Below are 26,580 nucleotides of genomic sequence, written 5' to 3'. Positions count from 1 at the left end.
GGACTTGAAGTCCCGTGTCTGTATTGCGTGCGTTAAACGGCAACCGCCGACTCTTCGAGGAAGTCCTGGGCGAAGCGTTGCAGCACGCCGCCGGCCTCGTAGATCGACACTTCTTCGGCGGTGTCGAGGCGGCAGGTCACCGGCACATCGACGCGCTCGCCGTTCTTGCGATGGATCACCAGCGTCAGCTCGGCGCGCGGAGTGCGATCGCCGATCACATCGTAGGTTTCGCTGCCGTCGATGGCCAGGGTGTGACGATTGGTGCCCGGCTTGAACTCCAGCGGCAACACGCCCATGCCCACCAGGTTGGTGCGGTGAATGCGCTCGAAACCTTCGGCGGCAATCGCCTCCACACCCGCCAGACGCACGCCCTTGGCCGCCCAGTCGCGGGACGAACCCTGACCGTAGTCGGCACCGGCGATGATGATCAGCGGCTGCTTGCGATCCATGTAGGTTTCGATGGCTTCCCACATGCGCATCACTTTGCCTTCCGGCTCGACACGGGCCAGCGAACCCTGCTTGACCTTGCCGTTTTCCAGAACCATTTCGTTGAACAGTTTCGGGTTGGCGAAGGTGGCGCGCTGCGCCGTCAGGTGGTCACCGCGGTGAGTCGCGTATGAGTTGAAGTCCTCTTCCGGCAGGCCCATTTTCGCCAGGTATTCGCCGGCGGCGCTGTCCATCATGATCGCGTTGGACGGCGACAGGTGATCGGTGGTGATGTTGTCCGGCAGCACCGCCAGCGGGCGCATGCCCTTGAGCGGACGAGCTCCGGCCAACGCGCCTTCCCAGTACGGAGGACGACGGATGTAGGTACTCATTTCGCGCCACTCGTACAGCGGCGCGACTTTCGGGCCGGTGTCTTCGTGGATGGCGAACATCGGGATGTACACCTGGCGGAACTGCTCCGGTTTCACCGACGCCTTGACCACCGCGTCGATCTCTTCGTCGCTCGGCCAGATGTCTTTCAGGCGGATTTCCTTGCCATCGACCACACCCAGCACGTCTTTTTCGATGTCGAAACGGATGGTGCCGGCAATCGCATACGCAACCACCAAGGGCGGCGATGCGAGGAACGCTTGCTTGGCGTACGGGTGAATCCGGCCGTCGAAGTTACGGTTGCCGGACAACACCGCAGTGGCGTACAGGTCGCGGTCGATGATCTCTTGCTGGATCACCGGGTCCAGTGCGCCGGACATGCCGTTGCACGTGGTGCAGGCGAAGGCCACGACGCCGAAGCCGAGCTTGTCCAGCTCTTCGGTCAGGCCGGCTTCATCGAGGTACAGCGCCACGGTCTTCGAACCCGGTGCCAGGGACGACTTGACCCAAGGCTTGCGGGTCAGGCCGAGCTTGTTGGCGTTGCGCGCCAGCAGGCCGGCGGCGATCACGTTGCGCGGGTTGCTGGTGTTGGTGCAGCTGGTGATGGCGGCGATGATCACCGCGCCGTCCGGCATTTGCCCCGGCACATCGTCCCACTGACCGGAGATGCCTTTGGCCGCCAGATCCGAAACCGCCACACGGGCGTGGGGGTTGCTCGGGCCGGCCATGTTGCGCACAACCGAAGACAGATCGAAAGTCAGGCCGCGCTCGTACTGCGCGCCTTTGAGGCTGTCAGCCCACAGGCCGACCTGCTTGGCGTAGTTCTCGACCAACTGCACCTGCTCGTCTTCACGGCCGGTGAGCTTGAGGTAGTCGATGGTCTGCTGGTCGATGTAGAACATCGCCGCGGTGGCGCCGTATTCCGGAGCCATGTTGGAAATGGTTGCGCGGTCGCCGAGGGTCAGCGCGGAGGCGCCTTCGCCGAAGAACTCCAGCCATGCGCCAACGACTTTTTGCTTGCGCAGGAACTCGGTCAGCGCCAGCACCATGTCGGTGGCGGTGATGCCCGGTTGCAGCTTGCCAGTCAGTTCGACGCCAACGCTTTCCGGCAGACGCATCCAGGATGCGCGACCGAGCATCACGCTTTCGGCTTCGAGACCACCGACACCGATGGCGATCACGCCCAACGCATCGACGTGCGGGGTGTGGCTGTCGGTACCGACGCAGGTATCAGGGAAGGCCACGCCGTCGCGCACCTGGATCACCGGGGACATTTTCTCCAGGTTGATCTGGTGCATGATGCCGTTGCCCGGCGGGATCACGTCGACGTTCTTGAACGCCTTCTTGGTCCAGTTGATGAAGTGGAAACGGTCTTCGTTGCGACGGTCTTCGATGGCGCGGTTCTTTTCGAACGCGTCCGGATCAAAGCCACCGCGTTCGACGGCCAGGGAGTGGTCGACGATCAGTTGGGTCGGCACCACCGGGTTGACTTGCGCCGGGTCACCGCCTTGCAGGGCGATGGCGTCACGCAGGCCGGCGAGGTCGACCAGCGCGGTCTGGCCGAGAATGTCGTGGCACACCACGCGGGCCGGGAACCACGGGAAATCGAGGTCGCGCTTGCGCTCGATGAATTGCTTCAGGGATTCGGTGAGCGTGGCCGGGTCGCAGCGACGCACAAGGTTTTCCGCCAGCACACGGGAGGTGTACGGCAGGGTGTCGTAGGCGCCAGGCTGGATCGCCTCGACCGCTGCGCGGACATCGAAGTAATCCAGGTGGCTGCCAGGCAGCGGTTTACGGAATTGTGTGTTCATCGTCAGGACTCGGTCACGGTAGTTACAAAAGGTGGGGCCTGGCACTGGTACTAAAGGTCACACCATCCACTGTGGGAGCGAGCCTGCTCGCGAAAGCGGTATATCAGTCAACATCGATGCTGAATGTCAGTCCGTCTTCGCGAGCAGGCTCGCTCCCACAGGTTCTCGGTTCCTTCAGTTGCCGAGGTTCAAGCCCTCCACCATTCAGCGCTGTTCGATTGGCACGAACTTGCGCTGCTCAACGCCGGTGTATTCGGCGCTTGGACGGATGATGCGGTTGTTGGCGCGTTGTTCGTACACATGTGCAGCCCAGCCGGTCAGGCGCGAGCAGACGAAAATCGGTGTGAACAACTTGGTCGGGATGCCCATGAAGTGGTATGCCGAGGCATGGTAGAAGTCGGCGTTAGGGAACAGTTTCTTTTGCTCCCACATGGTCTTGTCGATGGCTTCGGAGACCGGGAACAACACCTTGTCACCCACTTCGTCGGCGAGTTTTTTCGACCAGCCCTTGATCACCTCGTTGCGCGGATCGTTGTCCTTATAGATCGCGTGGCCGAAGCCCATGATCTTGTCCTTGCGCTCGAGCATGCCGAGGGTGCCCTTGATCGCGTCTTCCGGCGACGAGAAACGCTCGATCATTTCCATCGCCGCTTCGTTGGCGCCGCCGTGCAGCGGGCCGCGCAGCGAGCCGATGGCCGCGGTGATGCACGAATACAGGTCGGACAGGGTCGATGCGCAAACACGGGCGGTGAAGGTCGACGCGTTGAACTCGTGCTCCGCGTAGAGGATCAGCGAAACGTTCATCACCTTGACGTGCAGCTCGCTTGGTTTCTTGCCGTGCAGCAGGTGCAGGAAGTGGCCGCCGATCGACTGCTCGTCGCTCACGCAATCGATGCGCTTGCCTTCGTGGCTGAAGCGATACCAGTAAGTCATGATCGCCGGGAACGCAGCCAGCAGGCGATCGGTCTTGTCGTGTTGCTCGGAGAAATTGTTCTCCGGCTCCAGGTTGCCCAGGAACGAGCAGCCCGTGCGCATCACGTCCATCGGGTGGGCGTCGGCGGGGATGCGCTCGAGCACTTCCTTGAGCGCTTGCGGCAGGTCACGCAGCTTGCTCAGCTTGGCGATGTAGGCATTCAGTTGCGCCTTGCTCGGCAGTTCGCCGTACAGCAGCAGGTAGGCAACTTCTTCGAACTGTGCGTCAGCCGCCAGTTCACGTACGTCATAACCACGATAGGTCAGACCGGCACCCGACTGGCCCACGGTGGACAGTGCGGTTTGCCCGGCTACCTGGCCACGGAGCCCGGCGCCACTGAGTACTTTTGCTTCGGCCATTGCTGTCTCCAGTTTTCTTGAATTTTTTAGGGGAAACTCATTGCTCTTCTGTGGGAGCGAGCCTGCTCGCGATGGTGGACGGCACACCGCGGGGTATCAGGCTTCCCGCGTCATCGTTGACGTCTATCGCGAGCAGGCTCGCTCCCACAGGTACAGGGTGTTCGTTACTTCTTCGCGGCAAACAACGCATCGAGCTTCTGCTCGAAGGTGTGGTAGTCGATGCGATCGTAAAGCTCCATGCGAGTCTGCATGGTGTCGATGACATTCGCCTGCGTGCCATCGCGGCGCAGTGCGGTGTAGACGTTTTCCGCGGCCTTGTTCATGGCGCGGAAGGCCGACAGCGGGTACAGCACCAGCGACACGTCGACAGCGGCGAGTTGCTCGGTGGTGTACAGCGGGGTCGCGCCGAATTCGGTGATGTTGGCCAGGATCGGCGCTTTCACGCGGCTGGCGAACAGCTTGTACATCTCAAGTTCGGTGATGGCTTCCGGGAAAATCATGTCGGCGCCGGCTTCGATGCAGGCAGCGGCGCGATCCAGGGCAGACTCCAGGCCTTCCACCGCCAGGGCGTCGGTACGGGCCATGATCACGAAGCTGTCATCGGTACGCGCGTCGACGGCGGCCTTGATGCGGTCGACCATTTCCTGCTGGGTCACGATCTCTTTATTAGGACGGTGGCCGCAGCGTTTGGCGCCGACCTGGTCTTCGATATGAATCGCCGCCGCGCCAAACTTGATCATCGACTTGACGGTACGAGCGACGTTGAACGCCGAGGAGCCGAAACCGGTGTCCACGTCAACCAGCAGTGGCAGGTCGCAGACATCGGTGATGCGGCGCACGTCGGTCAGCACGTCATCCAGGCCGGTGATGCCCAGGTCAGGCAAGCCGAGGGAGCCGGCAGCCACCCCGCCACCCGACAGGTAGATCGCCTTGAAACCGGCGCGCTTGGCCAGCAGCGCGTGATTGGCGTTGATTGCGCCGACCACTTGCAGTGGATGTTCGCTGGCGACCGCATCGCGGAAACGCTGACCTGGTGTGCTCTTGTTCGAACTCATGACTCACCTCGTTTGGCTGTCGGGTTGACGCCGTCCTGGTAATGACGGGCGATATTGCGTTTGGAGGCGCCGATGTGACGGCGCATCAACAACTCGGCCAGCTCACCGTCACGGTCGGCGATGGCATCGAGAATGCGGTGGTGCTCGGCGAACGCCTGATGCGGGCGATTGGGCGTGGTGGAAAACTGGATGCGGTACATGCGCACCAATTGATAGAGCTCGCCGCAGAGCATTTGGGTCAGCGTGCGGTTGCCGCTGCCCTGGATGATTCGGTAATGGAAGTCGAAATCGCCTTCCTGCTGGTAGTAGCCCCGACCTGCCTGGAATGCCTCATCACGTTCATGGGTTTCCAGCACCCGACGCAGCTCGTCGATTTCTTCGAGGCTCATGCGCTCGGCGGCCAGGCGACAGGCCATGCCTTCCAGGGATTCGCGGATTTCGTAGAGTTCAAGCAGCTCGGCATGATTGAGCGACACCACCCGCGCCCCGACATGCGGCACGCGTACCAGCAGGCGCTGGCCTTCCAGGCGATGGATGGCCTCGCGCAACGGGCCACGGCTGATGCCGTAGGTACGCGCCAGCTCTGGTTCGGAGATTTTGCTGCCCGGCGCGATCTCGCCTTTGACGATAGCCGCCTGAATGCGGCGGAAGACGTTCTCGGAAAGTGTCTCCGTATCGTCTTGCGTAGAAACCGGGGGATCGAGTTGATCCAGCATATTGTCGACACCTTGTGAGCCAATGCCGCAAAAACTAACGAATACCGGGAGCGCAGTCAAAGGATAAATCGATATTGTCGACAATCTTCTGATAACCGGTTGCACCATAACGAAGCGACCGGCTGGTTTATAGCCACCGGCCAGCGCTGGCGCCGTCAAACCACCGTGCTAGAATGCCGCCGCATTTGTTTGTCACATCTGCACTGCCTGTCATAAAACCGTGCCAGGCATACGAGGGAGCTTGCGCAGCGATGCCAGGGCCTTGAATCAAGTCGGACCGCTGCGCACCAGGATTTATGAGACTCAAGCCCTTCCCTGCTTTTCTTTACTTTCTTTGCCTGCCCGGGTTCGCAATGGCCGGGGAAAAGACCGTGTATGGCCTCAATGAGTACGCATCGCTCAATGGCATCGACCTGGAAGTGGCGGCTAAACTCGACACCGGGGCGAAAACCGCTTCCCTGAGTGCACGGGACATCAAACGCTTCAAACGCAACGGCGAATCCTGGGTGCGGTTTTACCTGGCCATCGACGCCGCCCATTCGCATCCGATCGAACGCCCGCGGGCCCGTGTCAGCAAGATCAAGCGCCGGGCCGGCGACTACGACCCCGAGGAAGGCAAGAAGTACACCGCCCGCCCCGTGATCGAACTGGACATCTGCATGGGCTCGGCCCTGCGCAGCATCGAAGTGAACCTGACCGACCGCAGCGCGTTCCAATATCCGCTCCTGATTGGCTCCGAAGCGCTCAAGCGTTTCGATGCACTGGTTGACCCCAGCCTTAAATATGCTGCCGGCAAACCCGCCTGCACCACCGACGCTCATACCGCCGAGTAATTCAAATGCGCTCTCTTACCCTTCATCTGAAACTGCTGATCGCCATCCTGGTGGTGCTGGGCATTTCAGTTACGGCCTATCAGATCTTCGTGCTGGGCATCCCGGTGACCGAAGACGCCACTGACGACCTGTGGAACATCGACGCCAAGGTCGAGTTCGTCGCCAGCGCCAAGGATCCGGTCAAGATCCAGATGTTCGTGCCACCGCTGAGCCGCGACTTCGTCAGCCTCAACGAGAGCTTCATCTCCAATAATTACGGCGTGGCCGTGAACCGGGTCGACGGCAACCGCAAGGTCACCTGGTCGGCACGCCGGGCCAAAGGCAATCAGACGCTGTATTACCGCCTGGTGCTGACCAAGCGCTATTCCGGCGAGAAGGCCAAGATCAAAGGCCCGACCTTTCGCGACAGCATCACCATCGAAGGCCCGGAAAAAATCGCCGCCGAAGCCCTGCTCGCACCGATTCGCCAGCACTCGGCCGACGTCGAAACCTTCGTCGGCGAAGCTATCAAGCGGGTCAACAACCTCAACGACGACAACGTGAAACTGTTGCTGGCCGGAGATCCATCCACCGCGCACAAGGCGAAAATCGTCGAGCTGCTGCTGTCCATCGCCCATGTGCCGATCGAGAAGGTCCACACCATCCGCCTGGTGGCCGACCAGCCGCAGATACCGGAACTGTGGCTGCGCAGTTTCAATGGCACCGACTGGCTGTACTTCAACCCGGAAACCGGCGAGCAAGGGTTGCCGACCGACCGCCTGCTGTGGTGGACCGGCGACGAGAACCTGATCACCGTCGACGGCGGCAAGAAGGCCAATGTGACCTTCAGCCTCAACAACAGCGAAATGAACGCCATTCGCCTGGCCAAGCTGACCGACGAAAACACCGACGCCAACTTCCTCGAGTACTCGTTGTATGGCCTGCCGCTGCAAACCCAGCAGACCTTCATGATCATGGTGATGATCCCGATCGGCGTGCTGGTGATCCTGATCCTGCGCAACCTGATCGGCATCCAGACCCTGGGCACCTTTACCCCGGTGCTGATCGCCCTGGCCTTCCGCGAAACCCAGCTCGGCTTCGGTATCGTGCTGTTTACCATCATCACGGCGCTGGGGCTGTCGCTGCGCTCCTATCTCGAACACCTGAAACTGCAGATGCTGCCGCGGCTGTCGGTGGTACTGACCTTCGTGGTGGTGCTGATCGCGGCCATCAGCCTGTTCAGCCACAAACTCGGCCTGGAGCGCGGCTTGTCGGTGGCGCTGTTCCCGATGGTGATCCTGACCATGACCATTGAACGCCTGTCGATCACCTGGGAAGAGCGCGGCGGTGGCCATGCCATGAAAGTGGCCATCGGCACGCTGTTCGCCGCGTCCCTGGCGCACCTGATCATGAGCGTGCCTGAACTGGTGTACTTCGTGTTCACTTTCCCGGCGATTCTGCTGATCCTGGTGGCCTTCATGCTGGCCATGGGTCGTTATCGCGGCTATCGCCTGACCGAACTGGTGCGTTTCAAGGCCTTCCTGAAAAAGGCTGACGCCTGATGTTCGGCTTCTGGAAGACCTGGAAAGCCCTGGAAGCCCGGGGCATCATGGGGATCAATCGGCGCAACGCAGACTACGTGCTCAAGTACAACAAGCGCAGCCTGTACCCGATCGTCGATGACAAGATCATCACCAAGGAACGCGCCATCGCCGCCGGCATCCATGTGCCCGAGCTCTATGGCGTGATTTCCACCGAGAAGGAAATCGACAATCTCGAAGCGATCATCGGCGCACGCAATGACTTCGTGATCAAACCGGCCCAGGGCGCTGGCGGCGATGGCATTCTGGTCATCGCCGACCGCTTCGAAGGGCGCTATCGCACGGTGTCCGGCCGGATCATCAGCCATGAAGAAATCGAGCACCAGGTTTCCAGCATCCTGACCGGCCTGTACTCCCTGGGCGGTCACCGCGACCGGGCGCTGATCGAGTACCGCGTGATTCCGGACCAGATCTTCAAGAGCATCAGCTACGAAGGCGTGCCGGACATCCGCATCATTGTCTTGATGGGTTACCCGGTGATGGCCATGTTGCGTCTGCCGACGCGCCAGTCCAACGGCAAGGCCAACCTGCACCAGGGCGCCATCGGCGTCGGCGTGGACCTGGCCACCGGCTTGACCCTGCGCGGTACCTGGCTTAACAACATCATCAACAAACACCCGGACACCACCAACGCGGTGGATGGCGTGCAACTGCCCTACTGGGACGGTTTCATGAAACTCGCCGCTGGCTGTTATGAGTTGTGCGGGCTGGGCTACATCGGTGTCGACATGGTCCTGGACCAGGAAAAAGGCCCGCTGATCCTTGAACTCAACGCCCGGCCGGGGCTGAATATCCAGATTGCCAATGACTGCGGGCTGACATTGCGTACTCATGCGGTGGAAGCACGACTGGAAGACCTGAAGGCTCGTGGCGTGACCGAAACGGTCGAAGAGCGCGTGGCGTTTGTGCAGGAGATGTTTGGGCATATTCCTGCAGTCGAGGGCTGACCCCTGTGGCGAGGGGGCTTGCCCCCGTTCGGCTGCGCAGCAGTCGTAAATCTGCACAACGCGGTATGCCTGAATAACCGCATAGGCTGGTTTTGGGGCCGCTTCGCGACCCAACCGGGGCAAGCCCCCTCGCCACAAAAAACCTCTCGCCATAGGTTTCATCAGGGTAAGCCCCGTCGTCGCAACTCAGGCCAGGCTCTCGCTGATCTGCGCCGCCAGTTGCACCAGCATCCCCGGCACTTCCTGGACAATCTCGCCCATGCGCGCAAAGTCGTGGGTCATGCCGGCCTTCACGTCCAGCACCAGGGATTGCCCCGCAGCCCGCAGCTTTTCGGCCCAGGCCAGGCCTTCATCGAGCAATGGATCGTACTCGGCCAACCACAGCACAGTCGGCGTCAGGCGTTGCAGGCCCTCGACGTACAGCGGTGAAAAACGCCAGTCGGCACGATCCGCTTCGCTGCGTTGGTATTGCTGGTAGAACCATTCCAGCGTGGTGGCTTCAAGCAGATAGCCTTCGGCGAATCGCTCCAGGGACGGGCGCTTTTTTACCGCGTCGATCACCGGGTAGAGCAACACTTGCAGGCGCGGCACCAGCGGCCATCCCAGCGGATCCTTGGCAATGGCGATGCACAGCGATGCCACCAGGCTGCCGCCGACGCTATCCCCTGCCAGCGCAATGCGCCTCGCGTCCAGTCCCAAGGCTTGAGCACCGGTCATAGCCAGCCAGCGCGTCACGTCTTCGGCATCGTTGTAAGCGGTGGGAAAACGGTGTTCCGGCGCCAGTCGATAATCCGCCGACAACACGGCAAATTCCCCTGCCAGCGCAAGACGCCGGCACAGGGTGTCGTGGGAGTCGAGGCTGCCCACCACGTAGCCGCCGCCATGGAAGTACAACAACACCGGGCGTGGTTCGTTGTCCGGTTGCGCTTTGGCGTACAGCCGCGCGTTGAGCACATGCCCGTCCCGCGCAGGCAGGCTGACCGCCGTCACCGTCAACGCGCCTGTCGGGGTGGCATCGAGCAACTGCGACGTCTGTTCGAATTGCTGCCGCGCTTCGCCAGGCGTCAGCTCATGCATGGGTTGGCTTTTGCCGCTGAGGCGGCCGAACTCGGCCAGTTCCAGAAAACCTTCGATGTCCGGGTGCAGAGCCATGGGCGGTAGTCTCCAAAAAATAAACAGGCTTGCCCTGGTAAACGAACCGGGAGGGTCGTTCATTAGGGGGAGCTCAAGAACTGCTCGAACCGAGTGACAATCTGTGGCCAGAACCACTTCCCTGTGGCGAGGGGGCTTGCCCCCGTTGGGTCGCGTAGCGGCCCCAAAACCAGCGATCGCGGTTCTTCAGGCATACCGCGTTGTTCGGGTTTACGGCTGCTGCGCAGCCGAACGGGGGCAAGCCCCCTCGCCACAGGCAAGCCCCAAATCACAGGCAAACCCCAGACCACAGGCACGCCCCACATCACAGGCAAGCCCTCCACAAGTGATCGGCTTAGATCTGCGGCACCACCTCCCGGCCAAGCAGCGCCACCACGGCATCCAGGCACTCATCCTGCTGCAGGATATCGACGTGCCCGGCCGTCACCGTTTGCACCTGGCGCAGCCGCGGTTGCTGGCGTTCGAGCGTGGCGCGTTCGGCCGTCGGGTTGCCATCGGCCCACCAGCAATGCAGCCCGGCTTGCGGAATCGGCAGGGTGTCGACCTGCCGCGACAGCGCCTTCAAGCGTGTGCTGACCATGAACGTCTGGGCCAGTTCATCGGCACCGAGCAGCGCATAACCGCTGGCCTGATCGCTTTGGCTGTCGATCACCGCGCGAATGATCCGTGCCACGGCGTCGTGGTCCCCCGCCGACTCGGTACTCAACGTCCGGGCGATCACCTCGCCATCCATGCCCAAGGTTGCACCGAGGAACCCGGCCAGATCCACACGCCACTCATCCGCACTGGCAAGGGCATTGGCCTGGGTCGGTACAAAGCTGTCCACCAGACCGACGAACGCCACACGCTGGCCCTGCTGTTCGAACAGCTCACTCACCAGCAACGCCAACGCCCCACCCAGCGACCAGCCCAGCACGTGGTACGGCCCCTGGGGTTGTCTGGCGCGGATCGCCTCGACGTAGTCGGTGGCCATCTGCGAAAGCGAGGTGTCGTGCCACTTCCGGTCGAGCAGCATCCGGCATTGCACGCCGTACACCGTGCGCTCACCGTCCAGGCGCCGGGCCAACGGCTCGTAATCGAACACCGTGCCGAAACCGGCGTGCAGGCAGAACAATGCTGGCTGATCCGCCACCAGCTGATTGAGCAGCAACAGCGGTTGCGGACTCTGGCGCACGGGCTGCTCGTCGACGCCGGACAACCCGGCAATCGTCGGCTTGGCCATCATGTCACGCAGCTTGAGCTGGAAATCCGGCTCGTTCAGGGCGCGCACTTTCGAGATCACCTTGAGGGTGCGCAGCGAATCACCGCCCAGTTCGAAGAAATTGTCGGTGATGCCGATCTTCTCGATGCCCAGCACCTGTTGCCAGATGTCCGCCAGCGCCCATTCCAGCGGCGTGCGCGGGGCCACGTAGTCGCGGCCGCTGAAGGCCGGATCCGGCAGAGCCTTGCGGTCGAGCTTGCCGTTGGGCGTCAGCGGGAAGCGCGGCAGCACCACGACCTGCGTCGGCACCATGTAGTCGGGCAGGCTTTCGCGCAATGCCGCCTGGCAACGCGGGCCGAGGCCATCGTCTTGCGCCGCCACCACATAGCCCACCAGTTGCGGCCCCTGGCCGTTGTCCCGCACGACCACCAGCGCATCGTTGACCCCGGCCTGTTCGCGCAAGCGCGCTTCGATTTCGCCCAGTTCGATGCGGAAGCCGCGCACCTTGACCTGATGGTCGATGCGCCCGACGTAGTCGAACACGCCATCTTCGCGACGGCGCACCAGGTCACCGGTGCGGTACAGGCGCCCGCCTTCAGTGCTGAACGGATCGGCGACGAAGCGCTCGGCGCTCTGCCACGGATGACGATGGTAGCCGCGCGCGACACCCCGTCCGCCGATGTACAGCTCACCGACCATGCCCACCGGCAGCGGGTTGAGGTCCATGTCCAGCACGTGCAGGCTGCGGCTGCCGACGCGCTGACCAATCGGCGCGTACATCGCCTGGCAATGGCCGTCGGCGGCGATCTTCCACAGCAGCGGCGTGACCACGGTTTCCGTCGGGCCGTAGCCGTTGACCAGGTATTGCGGCTTGAGTGTGTGCTTGACCCGCTCGAACGTGGCGTCCGGCACCGCATCGCCACCGAAGCAATAGATGCGCACCGGCGGCGGATCACCGCCCTGCAGTTCGGCGTGCTCGGCCAGTTGCAGCAGGTACGCCGGGGGGAAGCAGGCGACGCTGATACGCTGGCGGTGCAGTACGGCCAGGGTCTGTTCGGCGGTCCACAGATTGTTGTCACGTATGACCAGGGTCGAGCCGCTGATCAGCGCGGTGATCCAGCGTTCATGGGCGCCATCAAAGGCGAACGACATGAAGTGCAGTTCGCGATTGCCCGGGTCCATTTCGTACAGCTCGGCGATGGCCTGTACGTGCATGCTCAGGGATCCGTGGGCGACGGCGACGCTCTTCGGTTTGCCGGTCGAACCGGAGGTGTAGATCAGGTAGGCCAATTGCTCGGCGTGTACGGCGCACGATGGCGCCACCACCTCGATGTCGAGGTTCAATCGGTCCACCGCGACCATCGCCGTGCCCGGATTCAACTGCGCGGTGTCGCGCAGCCGTTCCTGGGTCAGCAGCAGGCGCATGTCGCTGTCGGCCATCATGTAGCGCAGGCGTTCCTGCGGGTATTGCGGGTCCAGCGGCACGTAGGCGGCGCCACACTTCATCACCGCCAGCAGCGACACCACCAGCTCCAGCGAACGCTCCATGAACACGCCGATCACGTCTTCGGCCTGCACGCCTTGTTCCAGCAGATGCACCGCCAACGTATCGGAGCGCCGGTCCAGTTCGGCGTAGCTCAGGTGCTCGGCGTCACGGTCGGCATAGCTGAGCACCAGCGCCGTGTGATCCGGTTGCAGTCGCACACGCTGACGGATCAGCTCGTGCACCGGTGTCTCGTCACCGTCCGCCAATACCGGCAGTTCGCCGTCCAGCGCCCGGCCTTCGTCCAGGGTCAGCAGGCCCAGCTCGCCGACGGCACGCCCGGCGTCTTCGCACAGGCGCTGCATCAGGCTTTCCATGTGGCTGCGCAGGCTTTCGACGGTCGCCAGATCGAACTGGTCGCGCTGGTGCATGTACTCGATGCGCAGCCCCTCGTCGAGGCTGACCATCAGGTCCATGGCGAAGCTGGTCAGGCCGAAGTCGGACACGTCTTCGAAGCGCAGCGAGTCGCCGTTCCATTCGCGCAGGGTGCGGTCCACCGGCTGGTTTTCGAAGACGATGATGCTGTCGAACAACGACTGCCCGCCCTGCCCGGCCCAGCGCTGGATATCGCTCAGCGGGGTTTGCTGGAAGTCGCGGATGTCGAGGTTGTAGGCCTGGATTTCGCGCAGCCAGTCACCGACGCTGGCCTCGGTCGGCACGCTGTTGACCACCGGCAAGGTGTTGATGAACAGCCCGAGCATGTTCTCGGAGCCGTTGAGGGTTTCCGGACGCCCGGACACGGTGGCGCCGAATGTCACCGTGCGCTGGCCGGTGTAGCGCTGCAACAGCAGCAACCACGCGGCTTGCACCAGGGTGTTGAGCGTCACCTGCTGTTGCTGGGCAAAGGCCTGCAAACGCGCGGTCTGCCCGGCACTCAGGTGCGTGTAGATCGCGTGGTAACCCGCTTGCGGCGCCTTGACCGACAAGGCGCGAGCCAGGTGCGTGGCGCCTTCGAGGTTGGCGAGTTTGCCTTTCCAGAACGCCTCGCTGGCCTCGGCGACTTGCTGGCCGAGCCAGTCGATGTAGTCGCGATAGGCGGCTACCGGCTCGTGCTCATCGCCGCTGTAATGGCGCAGTACTTCACCGATCAGGCGCGACACGCTCCAGCCGTCCATGAGGATATGGTGGTAGGTCCAGATCAGGCGATAGCGGTCGTCTTCCAGACGCACCAGCAACAGGCGCAACAAGGGGGCGCGATTGAGCGAGAAACCGCGTTCGCGCTCCTCCAGGGCCAGTTGACGGACGCGTTCAGGCTGATCATCCAGCCCGCGCCAGTCCAGCTCGGTCAGCAGCGCAGGCGCATCGCGCCGCACCACTTGCAGCGGTTCCTTGTCGCCTTCCCAAAGGAATGCGGTGCGCAGAATCCCGTGACGCCGGGCAGCATCGGCCCAGGCTTCACGGAAACGCGCGCCATCCACGCCGCGCACGCCCACTTCGATCTGGTTGACGTACAGCCCCGAATCGCCATCCTGCACCGAGTGGAAGAGCATGCCTTGCTGCATTGGCGACAGCGGATAAACGTCTTCGACTTCGTCCGCCGTTAATGCCAGCGCCTGATATTGCGCTTCAGTCAGTTCGAGTTTTGCTGTCGGTGCAACCACAGTCGGCACGGTTTGATCCGCCTCGACCGGCTGGGCGACCGTGGCCAGTTCGGCGAGGGTCGGATGGCTGAACACGTGCTTGGGCGAAATGCTCAAGCCGGCCTTGCGTGCGCGGCTGACGGCCTGGATCGAGACGATGGAATCGCCGCCCAGTTCGAAGAAGTTGTCGTGCATGCCAATCTGCGGCACTTCGAACAACGCCTGCCACACCGCTTGCAGCGTCGCTTCCACGACAGTGCGCGGCGCCACGTACTCGCGAACCTGCTGGTCCGGCTGCGGCAATGCGCGGCGGTCGAGCTTGCCGTTGGGCGTCACCGGCAACTGATCGAGCAACAGTATGTGGCTTGGCTGCATGTGCTCTGGCAGTGCGTTGCGCAGGTGTTGCTTGAGACGATCAACAGCGGCATCACCTACGACGTAAGCCACCAATTGCTTGGACTTGCCGACATCCAGGGCAATCACCACGGCTTCGCGCACCTGTGGATGCTCCAGCAGGCAGGCTTCGATTTCCCCCAGTTCGATGCGCAAGCCGCGGATCTTCACTTGATGGTCGATGCGGCCGACGTACTCGATCACGCCGTCCTCGCGGTAGCGCGCCAGATCGCCGGTGCGGTACAGGCGCTCGCCCTGCTCACCGAACGGGCTGGCGACGAAGCGCTCGGCGGTCAGGTCCGCACGGTTGTGGTAACCACGGGCAAGGCCGATGCCGCCCAGGTACAGCTCGCCCACACACCCCTGCACCTGCGGTTGCAGGCTGTCGTCGAGGATGTAGGTCACCAGGTTGGCAATCGGATAACCGATCGGCACGCTGAACCCGCCGTCATCGACACAGGTCCAGTGGGTTACGTCGATCGCCGCTTCAGTCGGACCGTACAGGTTGTACAGGCCGACGTCCGGCAGGACGCGGAACAGGCTGTGCTGCAAGTCTGCCGACAAGGCTTCGCCGCTGCACATGATCTGCCGCAGGCTGGCGCAACGCTCGAAACCTTCGCCCTGGACAAACGCCTGCAACATCGACGGCACGAAATGCAGGGTGCTGACCTGGTACTGCTCGATCAGGCTGACCAGTTGCGCCGGATCGCGATGGGCACCCGGCTCGGCCACGGCCAACCGTGCGCCGGTCATCAGCGGCCAGAAGAACTCCCAGACCGACACGTCGAAACTGAACGGGGTTTTCTGCAAGACGGTGTCGCGCCCATCCAGCGGATAGGCGCCCTGCATCCACGCCAGGCGGTTGTACAAGGCATCGTGACGGTTGGCCGCGCCCTTGGGTTTGCCGGTGGAACCGGAGGTGTAGATCATGTAGGCCAGCGATTGCAGCTCGACCACGCAGGACAGGTTTTCCTCGCTCAGCCCTTCGAGCAGCGGCGCCATGTCGTCCAGGCAGATCGCCGTGGTGGCGGCCGGGATCGGCAACTGCTCAAGCAAATGACGCTGGGTCAGCAACAGGTGCACGCCACTGTGGTCGAACATGTGTTCCAGGCGTTCGCGCGGGTAGTCCGGGTCGAGCGGCACGTAGGCGCCACCGGCCTTCATGATCGCCAGCAAGCCGATCACCAGTTCCAGCGAGCGCTCGGCAGCGATGCCCACCAACACTTCGGCGCCCACACCCTGACGGCGCAACAGGTGCGCCAGGCGGTTGGCCTGTTGGTTGAGCTGGCGATAACTCAGGGTCCGGCCGGCAAACACCAGGGCCGGGGCCTCCGGGGTTTGCAGCACCTGGGCTTCGAAGCACTGGTAGACCGGGCGCACATCCGCCCAGTCCTGCACCGTGCGGTTGAAGCCTTCGACCTGCTGCGCCGTTTGCACAGCATCGAGCAGGCTCAAACGCCCCAATGGCTGTTGCGGCGCGCAGACCATGGCATCGAGCAACGCCGCCAGCCGAGTGCTCAACCCCTCGATGGCTTCGGCACTGAACAGCGCCGTGTCGTAGTTGAAACGCAGGTCCAGGCATTCGCCCAGCTCGGCGGCAATGGCCAGCGGGAAACTGGTCTGGTCGTGGTTGCTGATGCCGGAGAATTTCAGCGCGCTGCTGTTGCCCTCCTCCAACGCTTGCGCCACCGGGTAGTTTTCGAACACCAGCAGGGTGTCGAACAGCGCCTCGCCGGAATGACCGGCCCAGCGCTGCACATCCGCCAGCGGCGTGTACTCGACTTCGCGCAACCGGAGGTTGAGCGCCTGGACTTCATCGATCCATTGGCTGACCGTGCGCTCGGGGTGCGGCGTGGCGATCACCGGCAAGGTGTTGATGAACAACCCGATCTGCTGCTCGATGCCTTGCAGTTCACTCGGACGCCCCGACACCGTGGCGCCGAACGCCACCGTCGACTGGCCGGTGTAGCGCTGCAATATCAACAGCCAGGCGGCTTGCAGCAGGGTGTTGGGCGTGACGCGGGCCTGACGGGCGAACACGCTCAGGCGCTCGGTGGCCGCGCGGTCCAGGCTCAGGTGCAGGGTGCGATGACCGTCGCCCTGCCCTGCGACCGGCCCCGGCAAGGCGCCGGCCAGTCGCGTCGGCTCGGTGAACGCCTGCAATTGCTCCAGCCAGAACGCCTCGCACGCGGCACGGTCACGAGTACCCAGCCAGCTCATGTAATCACGATAACGACCGACACCCGGCGCCGGCATGACGCCGCAGTAGCGTTGCAGCACTTCGCCGAACAACTGCGAGGTGCTCCAGCCGTCCAGCAGGATGTGGTGGTTGGTGAAGATCAGGTGATGGCTGTCATCGGCGGTCTGCACCAGGGTCAGGCGCAGCAGCGGTGCCGCCGTCAGGTCGAAACCGCGCAGGCGATCGTCCTCGGCCAGTCGCTCCAGCGCGTGCGGCAGATCAGGCCGGTCGCGCCAGTCGAGCAGGCTCATTGGCAGCGTGGCTTCGGCCAGGATCACTTGCAGCGGTCGCGAGCCATTGCTTTCGCTGAAGAACGCCGCGCGCAGCACTTCATGGCGCGCCAGCGTCTGCTGCCAGGCATCGCGGAACGCCTCGACGTCGAGCCCCTGCACATCCACGCGCATCTGCGGCACGTAGGCACCGGCATCCGGGGCGAACAGGCTATGGAACAACATGCCTTGCTGCATCGGCGACAGCGGCAGGATGTCTTCGATGCGGCTGGCCGCCAGCGGCAAGGCATCGAGCTGCACCTGATCGACACGCACCAGCGGTACATCGCTCGGGGTCAGGCCGCCGGCACCGCTCAGGCAATGTTCGATCAGCCGTTGCAACTCCATGGCATAGGCATCGGCCAGGTGCTGTACGGTTTGCGCTTTGAACAGGTCGCTACTGAAGGTCCAGCTCAGGCGCAGTTGGCCAGCGTAGACCTGGCCGTTGATGCTCAGGCCCCGGTCCAGCTCGGCCGAGGCGCCCTGTTCGGCACCGCCGCTTTCCTTCGCCGGGCGCCACGGCGCCTGCTCGTCGAAGCTGGCGTCGAACTGGCCCATGTAGTTGAAGGTGACCTGGGGTGATGGCAGAGCCTCAAGGCCAACGTCGGCCAGATAGCGCAGGATGCCGAAACCGATGCCTTTGTCGGGCACGGCGCGCAGCTGTTCCTTGACCGCCTTGATGCTCGCGGCCAGGTCGTCCGCCGGGGTGAGCTTGACCGGAAAAATCGAGGTGAACCAGCCCAGGGTGCGGGTCAGGTCGATGTCGTCGAACAGGTCTTCGCGGCCGTGGCCTTCCAGTTGGACCAGGGTCGAGGATTGACCGGTCCATTGGCCCAGTACCCGCGCCAGTGCCGTCAGCAACAGGTCGTTGACCTGGGTGCGGTAAGCCGCCGGGGCCTCTTGCAGCAGTTGGCGGGTCAAGGTGATGTCGAGCACGGTTTCCACGCTGATGGCGTGCCGGCTGGCCAGACTGCCTTGCGGGTTGTCCGCCGGCAGTTGCACCACGACGTCGTGGTATTGGGTTTGCCAGTAAGCGGCTTGCTCCACCAGCGCCGGGCTTTGCGCAAGACGTTGCAAACGTGCGGCCCAGGCCTGATAGGCGCTGGTCTTGGCCGGCAGGCGCAGCGGCTCGGCCCGACGTGCCTGAGCGTAAGCGGCTTGCAGGTCTTCGAGCAGCAGACGCCAGGAAACGCCGTCCACCGCCAGGTGATGCACCACCAGCAACAGGCGCTGGCCTGCCGCGCCCATGTCCACCAGCAAGGCACGCAGCAACGGGCCGTCCTGCAAGTTCAGGCTCGCCTGTGCGGCGTTGCACAGTTCAAGCAGTTCATCGGCATCGGCGGCTTGGCGCTGCCACAGTACATCGGCGCTGTTCCATTGCTCGGCTTGTGCCTGTTGCCAGACACCCTCCACCTGACGCAAACGCAGGCGCAATGCGTCGTGATGTTCCAGCAACGCCGCCAGCGCCTGTTGCAGGCAGCCGCTGTCCAGTGGCTCGCGCAGTTCCAGCAATACCGACTGGTTCCAGTGATGACGGGCCTCGATGCCTTGTTCGAAGAACCAGTGCTGGATCGGCGTCAGCAACACGTCACCGCGCACCGGCCCCTGATCGATGACCAGCCCGGCGCTGCGCACAGCGACCTTCGCCAGGCTCTGCACGGTCTGGTGCTGGAACAGGTCGCGCGGGGTGATGCGAATCCCGGCCTGACGCGCGCGGCTGACCACCTGGATGGAGATGATCGAGTCGCCGCCCAGCTCGAAGAAGTTGTCATCGATGCCTACGCGCTCGAGCTTGAGCACGTCTTGCCAGATCGCCGCCAACTCGGTCTGCATGTCATCCATCGGTGCCGTGTAAGCCTGCTGCGCCAGCGCCGCATCAGGCTTGGGCAGTGCGTTGCGATCCAGCTTGCCGTTGCTGGTCAGCGGCCAGTGCTCGAGTCTGAGCAGGTGCGCCGGCACCATGTAGTCCGGCAGACCGCCCTGCAAATGTTCGCGCAGGGACTGGCGCAAATCCTTGTCGTCGTTGGTCGCGGTGAACCACGCCACCAGTTGCTGGCTGCCGTTGACCTGCGGTGCCAGGACCAGCGTCTGCTCGATGGCCGGGTGGCTTTGCAGGCGGTCCTGGATTTCCCCCAGTTCGATGCGAAAGCCACGGATCTTCACTTGATGGTCGATACGCCCGGCGTACTCGATGCTGCCATCGGCGCAATATCGCGCCAGGTCGCCGGTGCGATACAGGCGCGCGCCCGGCTCGGCGGCGAACAGGTCCGGCACAAAGCGCGTGGCGGTCAGGTCGGCACGCTGGTGATAACCCCGTGCCAGACCGGCACCGCCGACGTAAAGCTCACCGACGCAGCCCTTGGCCACCGGGTTCAGGCGCGGGTCGAGCACGTACCAGCGCAGGTCGGCGATCGGCTCGCCCAGCGGCGAGCTGCTGGCGCCATCGAGGTCGGCGCGGGACAGCGGGCGGTAGGTCACGTGCACCGTGGTTTCGGTGATGCCGTACATGTTGATCAGCAACGGCTGCCGATCGTCGAAGGCGTCGTACCACGGCCGCAGGCTGGCCACGTCCAGCGCCTCGCCACCGAACACCACGTAACGCAGGGCCATGCCTGGCGCGTTGGCGCAGGCGAACGGCATCAACTGGCGGAAGGCCGAGGGGGTCTGGTTGAGTACCGTGACACCTTCATCACTGAGCAAGCGGGCGAAGTCTTCCGGGGAGCGGCTGACCGCGTGCGGCACCACCACCAGCTTGCCGCCGTAGAACAGCGCGCCAAAGATTTCCCATACGGAAAAGTCGAAGGCGTAGGAATGGAACAGGCTCCAGACGTCGTCCGCACTGAAACCGAACCAGTGCCCGGTGGCGCTGAACAGCCGGGTCAGGTTGCCGTGGGGCAGCAGCGTGCCCTTGGGTTTGCCGGTGGAACCGGAGGTGTAGATGACGTAGGCCAGGTTCGCTGCAGCGGTCAGGTTCGGCAGGTTATCGGCGCTGGCCTCATCGAGCCAGTCGCTGGCGTGATCGAGGCAGATCACTTCAATGCCTTCGTTCAACGGCAGACGCGGCATCAGGGCCGAATCGGTGAGCAACAGGCGCGTGCCGCTGTCGGCGAGCATGTAGGCCAGGCGATCCTGCGGGTAATCCGGGTCCAGCGGCACATAGGCGCCACCGGCCTTGAGGATCGCCAGCAGGCTGACGATCATCTCCAGCGAACGCTCCAGGGCGATGCCCACCAACACGTCCGGGCCGACCCCGCGTTCGCGCAGACGATGGGCAATGCGGTTGGCGCGGCTGTTCAGTTCGGCGTAAGTGAGGGTGATGCCCTCGCAGGTCACGGCAATGTTGTGCGGGTGCGCGGCGGCCTGGGCTTCGATCAGTTGATGGGCACACAGGGCATTCGCAGCTTCTGCCGTGTTGATTTCGGCGCTGCGATTCCAGTCCAGCAAGGTGGCCTGCTGTTCGGCAGCGTCGAGCATGCTCAGGTCGGCCAAGGCCACACCGGTATCGGTGCAGATGGCCTGCAACAGGTTCAGCCAGTGCCGACCGAGACGCTCGATGGTCGCGACGTCGAACAGTTCGGTGGCGTAGACGAACGACGCGTGGATGCCCTCGTTGCTTTCGACGGTGTCGAGCATCAGGTCGAACTTGGTGGTCTTTTCGTCCCAGATCAGCGGTTCGACACTCAGCCCCGGCAGGTCCCAGCGTTGCGGGTCGCCACTGTCGCGCTGGTGGTTGAACATCACCTGGAACAGCGGCGTGTGGCTCAGGCTGCGCTCCACGCCCAGGCCATCGACCAGTTGCTCGAACGGCAGGTCCTGATGGGCCTGTGCGCCGAGTGCCGCGGACTTGATCTCGGCCAGCAACTGCACGAACGGCTGGTCGGCCCGGGGCTGGCTGCGCAACACCTGGGTGTTGACGAAAAAGCCCAGCAGGTTTTCCACATCCTGGCGGGTACGGTTGGCAATCGGCACGCCGACGCGAATGTCCTGCTCGCCACTGTAGCGATGCAACAGCGTCTGCAACGCTGCCATCAGCAGCATGAACAGGGTGCAGCCTTCGCGACGGGCCAGCTCGCGCAGTTGCGCGGTCAACGCAGCGGGGATTTTCAGCTCGACGCTGGCGCCCTGCTGGCTCGGAATCGCCGGGCGACGGCGGTCGGTCGGCAGGTTCAGCGGTGGATGCTCGTTGCCCAACTGCCCGCGCCAGTAAGCGAGCTGACGCTCGGCTTCGCCGGCCTCCAGCCACAGGCGCTGCCAGCGGGCGAAGTCGGCGTATTGAATGCCCGGTTCCGCTAGCTGCACGGCCTGCCCGGCACTCAATTGCCCGTAGACCCGGGTGAATTCCTGCAACAGGATCGGCAGCGAGCCGCCATCGGTGACGATGTGATGGAAGGTCAGCACCAGCACATGTTGCCGGGCATCGAGGCGGATCAAGCGGCAGCGCATCAACGGGCCGTGCTGCAGGTCGAACGGCTGCCCGGCGTTTAGGGCGATCTGGCGTTGCAGTTCGATGTGGTCGGCGGCAGTGACCTCGACCAGCGGGGTGTCCATCTGCGGATGGATGTGCTGCAGCACTTGCTGTTCGTCGAAGACGAACGTGGTGCGCAACACCTCATGACGTTGCACCAGTGTCGCCAGGGTCTGCGCCAATGCATCGCGGTTCAACTCGCCATTGAGGCGGAAGGCACCGGTCAGGTTGTAGGCCGTGGCCTGGGGCTGCATCTGCCAGAGGAACCACAAGCGCTGCTGCGCGTAGGACGCCGGCAGCGTGTCGACGGCGCGGTCCCGTGGCGGGATCGGCAACAACTCCAAGGTCAGCCCCTGAGCGTGCATCTTTTCTTGCAACGCACGCCGGGCGTCCGCGCTCAAGCCGCAGAAACGCTGGGCCAGGGTCATCATTCTGTCCGGTGCAGCACTCATTGCGCGTGTTCCTCATCCACTTCGTCGAACAACGCTTCGAGGGCGTCTAGATCGTTTTCCTGGTGTTCACTTTGCTCGCGGAACTGCTCGATCTGCGCCGCCAGGCGTTCCAGGGTGTCACCGTCGAAAAACAGCTTGAGCGGGATCGCCAGGTTCAGTTCGTCCTGAATCCGTGCGCGAATGCGCGTGGCCAGCAGCGAGTGCCCGCCGAGTTCGAAGAAGCTGTCGTGCACACCGACGCGCTCGACGTGCAGCGCTTCGGCCCAGATCGCCGCCAGGGTTTTTTCCAGGTCGTTGCGCGGCGCGACGAAGGCGCTGCGACGCACATCGAGATCGAGCAAGGCCTGGCGATTGAGCTTGCCATTGGGCATCAGCGGGAAACGCTCCAGCACCTGCAAGCGCGCCGGCTGCATGTGCTCGGGCAGCACCTGCCCCAGATGGCTGCGCAATTCGTTGAGGCGGATGTCGGCGGTGTCGGCCGGGGACAGCACGAAGCCCAGCAGTTGCGGGCCGGTCGGGGTTTCCCGGGCGATGACGGCGGCGTCCTCGATGCCCGGCGCGCTGCGCATGGCCGCTTCGATTTCGCCCAGTTCGATGCGGAAGCCGCGGATTTTCACCTGGTGATCGACCCGGCCCAGATACTCCAGCACGCCATCGGCGCGATAGCGCGCCAGGTCACCGGTGCGGTACAGGCGTTGGCCCGCCGCCTTCGCAAACAGGTCGGGGACAAATCGTTCGGCCGTCAGCGTGGCACGCTGCAAGTAACCCCGGGCAATGCCGGCACCGCCGACATAGAGTTCACCCTCCACGCCCACCGCCACCGGTTGCAGGTCCGGGCCGAGCACGTGAATGCGCATGCCGGCAATCGGCTGGCCAATCGGAATGCTGTCGGCGTCCTGACCGAGCGGCAATTCCCACGCCGAGCACCACACGGTGCCTTCGGTTGGGCCGTATTCGTTGACCAGTGCCACCCCCGGCAATGCCTCGCGATGTCGCTGCACCAGGGCGTTGCTGCAGGCTTCGCCGGCAACGATGACGCAGGCCAGGGTCTGCTGATCGAGGTGTTCGAGAATCTGTGCGTGGTAGGACGGCAGAGTCAGGTAGTGGGAAATCTCTTCGCGCCGGATCAGCGCCGCGAGTTGCGCCGGATCCTTGTAGCGGTCCTCGTCCGGCAGGCACAGGGTCGCGCCCTGCCCCAGCGCCCAGAACACCCCGGCCACCGAACTGTCGAAGGAGAACGACGAGAGCATCAGGAACGCGCGCAGCGGCTGGCGATAAAACCCAGTGCGCGCCAGGGTCGAGGCCACGGCGTTGGCATGACTGATCATCACGCCCTTGGGTTTGCCGGTGGAGCCGGAGGTGTAGATGACGTAGGCCAGGTTGGCGCTTTCGCCCTGAGGTGCAGGCTCGGTTTGCGCGGCGGTCCAGACGTCGGCCCCCGGCATCAGGGAAGTTATCTGTTCATGACGCAATGCGTCCGGCAGCGGCTGGCAGGCCAGCACCTGGCGCGCGCCGGTATCGGCGAGCATGAACGCCAGGCGCTCGATCGGGTAGTTCGGGTCCAGCGGCAAGTACGCAGCGCCGGCCTTGAGTGTACCCAACAAGGCAATGACGATTTCCAGCGAGCGCTGGCCGTAGACCGCGACGATTTCATCCGCCGCCACACCTTGGGCGCGCAAGGTATTGGCCACCTGGTTGGCGCGCGCATCCAGCTCGGCATAGGTCAGGCGCTGACCGTTGATACTCAGGGCGATGCGTTGCGGATGCAGGCGTGCCTGTTCGCTGAACAGCTCTTGCAGGAAACGGCACGGCAAGGCCTGGCCGGTGGCGTTCGGGTTGAAGCCCTCGATCAGGCGGGTTCGCTGTGCAGCATTGACCAGACTCGCCTGAGCCAGGGTCAGCTCGGGCGATGCCAGCAATTGACGGCTGAACTCGACAAACTGCTCCAGCCATTCGGCCAGCATCGACTCCGGCAGCGCACCGTCGAGACACGACAGCTGCAACTGTTCGCCCTGGACACGCAGGCGCAGGACTTCGGGGTTGGCGTCGTCCACCTCGATACCGGCTTCGATGGCGGCTTGATAGACGAAGCCGTAACGCAGAGGCGCGGTGCCTTCGGCGCTCAGTTCGAACTCGTTGAGGCAGTCGAGCCAGGACAACGACTGCTCAACGCTGGCCGCAAAGGCTGCCAAGGCTTGCGCCAGTGTCTGCTGGCTACGGTGCTCGAAGGCCACCGGCAGACGCCGGGCGAAACGGCCGAGGGTGGCGGCGGTCTGCTCGTTGCGACCGTCCATCTGCCAGCCCATCAGCAGTTTTTCCTGCTGGCCGATGCGTGCAACGAACGCGGTCCACAGCAACAGCGCCACTTGCTCCGGCTCAACGCCCGCGTCAACAGCGGCCCGTTGCACCCCAGCCAACCATGGCGCGTCAATCAAGGTGGCCTGACGACGAACCAAGGTGACATCGAGCGCTTTTTCGAACGGCAAGCGGTGGGTCACGGCGAACTGCTGTTGCAGGTTGCGCCAGAACGCGGCGCCCTGGTGGCCGATGTCTTCTTCGCGCAGCTCTTGCTGCCAGGCGCTGTAATCCAGGTATTGCAGCGCGTCCTCGTCTTCGACCAGGGTTTCGCCGCGCAACAGACTGGCGAGTTCAGCCGACAGCACCCGCAGCGAGGCCTCGTCGAAGCTGCACGCCGGGGTCAGCAGAGTGACGATGGATTGCCCTGCTTCGCCCTCGACCTGTGCCACCACCAGCACTTGGTTCGAATCTTCAACCAGGATTTCACGGCTGCGGCTCAAGGCCTCGGCCACCGAAGGCTGGTCGCCCAGCACTGTCAGTGGCAGCGCCTCGCACAGGCTCTGCACTGGCCACTTCATGCCCGGCAAGCGGCGGTACACCGTGCGCAGGGTTTCGTGACGCCGGCACATTATCTCCAGCGCCGCCCGTAACGCCCGGGCATCCACCGGCCTGGCGACCGACAATGTCAGGGCGGCGAACAGCGGCCGGGCACCCAGCTCCTGGACGCGCAAATAAAAGGCCTGCTGGGCCGAAGTCTGGAAGACGTCTACCGAAGGTTCGAGGGCGGTGGTGTTCATGTCGGGTGTCCTTATTCCTGATCCAGGTCGGCGCTTTTCTGCGCGATGGCCATGGCCGTGAGGATTTTTCTGAAGCCAGTGAATTCGTTGCGCGCATGCACGCTGAGGATGTTGTCGAGCAGGACCACGTCGCCCTTCTCCCAGGCGAACTCGACCATCACCTCGCGGTAGATGCCTTGCAGGTGGCGAATCACGTCGTCGGGAATCGGCGAGCCGTCGCCGAAGAAGGTGTTCTGCGGCAGGTCTTGGGGGCCGAATTCACGCAGCAGGTTGTCGCGGATGCTGTCCGGCAGGGTCAGCGCGTTGAAGAAGGTGCCGTGGTTGAACCAGATGCGCTCACCGGTCAGCGGATGGCGCACGATGGCCGGGCCGTTCTGCCGGGTGCGCAGGCGGTTGCCGGACTTCCACTCGGCCTGGATACCGATTTTGGCGCAGTAGGCTTCGACCTCTGCGCGGTCCTCGCTCTGGAACACGGTCTGCCACGGCAGGCCCATGCCGTCGCCGTAGTTGCGCACGTACATGATGCGTTTACGGGCAAATTCTTCGCGCACCGCCGGGTCGATCCGCGCGAGGATCCGGCGGGTATCGCCGAAGGGTGTTTCGCCGCCAGTGGCCGACGGGGTGTCGCAGTAGAAATACAGGTGACGCGGGAACACCGGCGAATACGAGTGTTCGTTGTGCGGGAAGATTTTCTCCGGCGCCGGGTAATCGGTGGAGCTGTAGATCTTGAACTGACCGGTGATCTGGGTGCGTGGCGAGGCGCGGAACAGGTACTCCAGCGCGCCGCCTGATATCGCATCGACGCAGCGGTTGAACTCGCCGATATCGGCCACCTGGAAGCCACGGAACAGGATTACCGCGTGTTCCAGCAGCTTGCTTTCGATCAGCGCGCGATTCTGGCTCGCCCATTCCACCAGGTTCACGCCGGACACGGCCGGACGGCACACCAGCGGCATGCTGTGGCCTTCGAACATCGGCGCAAAACTCACCAGCCGCGTCGGATCGGTGGACAGGCTTTTGCGGGCACCACGACCCATCTTGGGAATGGACTTGGTCGTTGAAACGGTCATAAACCCCTCCAGAAAATGTTGACGGCGGCGC

At 63.6% G+C, this 26,580-nt stretch carries 11 protein-coding genes; 3 read left to right on the top strand and 8 right to left on the bottom strand.

The features are described 5' to 3' along the window. Nucleotides 1–32: 32 nt before the first annotated feature. From acnD to ACXX83_RS04965, 4 genes are all read right to left on the bottom strand, one after another. The gene (gene acnD / locus ACXX83_RS04980; RefSeq protein ID WP_102698814.1) at nt 33–2,627 is read right to left on the bottom strand and encodes a Fe/S-dependent 2-methylisocitrate dehydratase AcnD; all 2,595 of its coding nucleotides are present in this window, start codon (nt 2,625–2,627) and stop codon (nt 33–35) included. Nucleotides 2,628–2,831: 204 nt separating this feature from the next. Further along, nucleotides 2,832–3,959, bottom strand: coding sequence for a bifunctional 2-methylcitrate synthase/citrate synthase (gene prpC / locus ACXX83_RS04975; protein WP_007971533.1), 1,128 nt, complete (start codon nt 3,957–3,959; stop codon nt 2,832–2,834). Nucleotides 3,960–4,123: 164 nt separating this feature from the next. Further along, on the bottom strand, nt 4,124–5,014 hold the full coding sequence (gene prpB, locus ACXX83_RS04970) for a methylisocitrate lyase (RefSeq protein ID WP_015096071.1): 891 nt from the start codon (nt 5,012–5,014) through the stop codon (nt 4,124–4,126). Next, on the bottom strand, nt 5,011–5,730 hold the full coding sequence (locus tag ACXX83_RS04965; protein WP_007971537.1) for a GntR family transcriptional regulator: 720 nt from the start codon (nt 5,728–5,730) through the stop codon (nt 5,011–5,013). The genes prpB and ACXX83_RS04965 overlap by 4 nt, the downstream gene beginning before the upstream one ends. A gap of 296 nt (nt 5,731–6,026) precedes the next feature. Here ACXX83_RS04965 and rloA point away from each other — a divergent pair, with 296 nt between their 5' ends. From rloA to ACXX83_RS04950, 3 genes are read left to right on the top strand one after another with little or no spacing between them, the layout of a single operon-like run. Beyond that, nucleotides 6,027–6,563: a retropepsin-like aspartic peptidase RloA gene (rloA, locus tag ACXX83_RS04960; protein WP_458547705.1), complete on the top strand. Its 537-nt coding sequence runs from the start codon at nt 6,027–6,029 to the stop codon at nt 6,561–6,563. A 5-nt stretch (nt 6,564–6,568) separates the two neighbouring features. Beyond that, nucleotides 6,569–8,104 (top strand): osmotic stress tolerance membrane protein RloB, encoded by a 1,536-nt coding sequence (rloB, locus tag ACXX83_RS04955; RefSeq protein ID WP_015096073.1) that lies wholly within the window; start codon nt 6,569–6,571, stop codon nt 8,102–8,104. Next, entirely contained in the window at nt 8,104–9,090 is a 987-nt protein-coding gene (locus tag ACXX83_RS04950) for an alpha-L-glutamate ligase-like protein (protein WP_015096074.1), read from the top strand. Before rloB ends, ACXX83_RS04950 begins: the two co-directional genes overlap by 1 nt. Before the next feature lie 186 nt (nt 9,091–9,276). On the opposite strand, the gene ACXX83_RS04945 is transcribed toward ACXX83_RS04950, so the two are convergent. The 4 genes from ACXX83_RS04945 to ACXX83_RS04930 all read right to left on the bottom strand — a co-directional run bounded on the left by ACXX83_RS04945 (nt 9,277) and on the right by ACXX83_RS04930 (nt 26,549). Continuing rightward, on the bottom strand, nt 9,277–10,242 hold the full coding sequence (locus tag ACXX83_RS04945; protein WP_458547704.1) for an alpha/beta hydrolase: 966 nt from the start codon (nt 10,240–10,242) through the stop codon (nt 9,277–9,279). 334 nt (nt 10,243–10,576) lie between these two features. Further along, nucleotides 10,577–22,384 (bottom strand): non-ribosomal peptide synthetase, encoded by an 11,808-nt coding sequence (locus ACXX83_RS04940; RefSeq protein ID WP_458547703.1) that lies wholly within the window; start codon nt 22,382–22,384, stop codon nt 10,577–10,579. Beyond that, nucleotides 22,381–25,479 (bottom strand): non-ribosomal peptide synthetase, encoded by a 3,099-nt coding sequence (locus ACXX83_RS04935; protein WP_458547702.1) that lies wholly within the window; start codon nt 25,477–25,479, stop codon nt 22,381–22,383. Before ACXX83_RS04935 ends, ACXX83_RS04940 begins: the two co-directional genes overlap by 4 nt. 11 nt (nt 25,480–25,490) lie before the next feature. Beyond that, nucleotides 25,491–26,549 (bottom strand): TauD/TfdA family dioxygenase, encoded by a 1,059-nt coding sequence (locus ACXX83_RS04930; RefSeq protein WP_458547701.1) that lies wholly within the window; start codon nt 26,547–26,549, stop codon nt 25,491–25,493. Nucleotides 26,550–26,580: the final 31 nt, after the last annotated feature.

The organism is Pseudomonas sp. GNP012, from assembly GCF_054343835.1.
Note: the sequence above shows the minus strand (reverse complement) of the source record. Positions and strands in the feature narration are given on the sequence as shown.